Source organism: Pseudoroseomonas cervicalis ATCC 49957, from assembly GCF_000164635.1.
Taxonomy (GTDB): Bacteria; Pseudomonadota; Alphaproteobacteria; order Acetobacterales; family Acetobacteraceae; genus Pseudoroseomonas; species Pseudoroseomonas cervicalis.
In genome coordinates, this window is record NZ_GG770849.1 from 1 (window position 1) to 1,398 (window position 1,398).

The following is a 1,398-nucleotide window of genomic DNA, read 5'->3' on the forward strand; positions in this document are numbered from 1 at the left end:
CACCAGGCGCGGCGGCGCCTGGCCGCGCGGGGGCACCACCACGCCGGATTCGGCCGGGACGGTCAGGCTGCGCAGCTGCGCCTGCGCCGGCAGGGCCAGCGGCGCCAGGGCGCAGACCGCGAGGAGACAGGCGCTAGGACGCATGGATCACCTCCGGCAGGGCCAACTGGAAGGCGGCGAGGGTGAGGCTGGCGGCCTCCGCCGCCAGCAGGCGCGGATAGCCGAGGGCGACACCGAAGCGCCGCGCCTCCTGCAATTGCGGCACCAGGCAGAGATCGGCCAGGCCCGGCTCGGCACCGAAGCAGAAGGGCCCCTCCCCGCCATGGTCGAGCAGCGCCTCGCAGGCTTCCAGCCCCTCGGCGAGGGCCTGGCGGGCCCAGAGCTGCGCCTCCCCCTCCGAGGCGCCGGTGCGGCGCAGCCGGTCCAGCACGCGGGGGCTGCACAGCGGCTCCATATCGGCGGTGAGGGCCAGGGCAAAGGCGCGCACGCGGGCGCGGGTCATCGGGTCGGGCGGCAGCAGGGCCGGGCTCGGCCACATCTCCTCCAGCCATTCGAGGATGGCCAGCGACTGGCGCAGCCTTTGCCCGTCCGGCAGTTCCAGCACAGGGGGCTGGCCGCCCGGCGGGACGTGGGCCAGCAGCAGCGGGGCGGCAGGCGGATCGCGCAGGTCGAGCGCCACCCTCTCCACCCCTTTCAGGGCCAGAGCGATGCGGACCCGCGCGGTGGCCGGGCAATGGCGGTAGCCATGCAGTCGCATGCCGGGCATTTTCCCTCCCGAGGCCGTGAGCTTACACGGGCCTGTGACAATGTTCCAGCGTGGCGTTCACGCCCAGGTTGTGGAACCTGTCGGGAAGCGTCTATCGCCCTGGCATGGCAGAATTGTGCCGGGTTCCGGCGGGGGCCGGGCAAGGGGGAGGCTCATGGACCAGACGGATCGCCGCATCCTGCGGGCGCTGGCGCGCAATGCCCGCCTGACCAATGCCGAACTGGCCGAGCAGGTCGGCCTCTCCCCCTCCCCCTGCTGGACGCGGGTGCGGCGGCTGGAGCAGGCGGGCATCATCCAGGGCTATGTGGCGCTGCTCGACCAGGCGCAGCTCGGCCTGCCCGACACGGTGTTCGTCGAGATCATGGTGGAGAAGCATGACGAGACGGCGCTGACCCGCTTCGAGCAGGCGGTGCAGGACATGCCCGAAGTGCTGGAATGCCACCTGACCACCGGGGAATACGATTACCTGATCAAGGCGGCGGTCGGCGGCACGGCGGGCTACGAGGCGCTGCTGCGCGAGAAGCTCTACCGCCTGCCGGGGGTGCGGCACACGCGGACGGCCTTCACGCTGCGCTGCCTGAAGCGGACGATCTCGCCTTTGCCTTAGGCAGAGAGTCTTTGTTCTTTTTTTA

General features: G+C 71.5%; 2 protein-coding genes. One reads left to right on the forward strand and one right to left on the reverse strand.

The features are described from left to right. Positions 1–133: 133 nt before the first annotated feature. Positions 134–766, reverse strand: a complete 633-nt coding sequence (locus tag HMPREF0731_RS19615) for a glutathione S-transferase N-terminal domain-containing protein (RefSeq protein WP_007005958.1) — start codon at positions 764–766, stop codon at positions 134–136. Between the two features lie 154 nt (positions 767–920). On the opposite strand from HMPREF0731_RS19615, the gene HMPREF0731_RS19620 reads away from it, so the two are divergent. After that, complete coding sequence (locus HMPREF0731_RS19620) at positions 921–1,373, forward strand: Lrp/AsnC family transcriptional regulator (RefSeq protein ID WP_007005959.1); 453 nt, start codon at positions 921–923, stop codon at positions 1,371–1,373. Positions 1,374–1,398 lie beyond the last annotated feature (25 nt).

Bases quoted from the DNA above. Each gene is read 5' to 3' on its own strand.
- HMPREF0731_RS19615 (WP_007005958.1), bottom strand. From the start codon at position 766: ATGCCCGGCATGCGACTGCATGGCTACCGCCATTGCCCGGCCACCGCG.
- HMPREF0731_RS19620 (WP_007005959.1), top strand. From the start codon at position 921: ATGGACCAGACGGATCGCCGCATCCTGCGGGCGCTGGCGCGCAATGCC.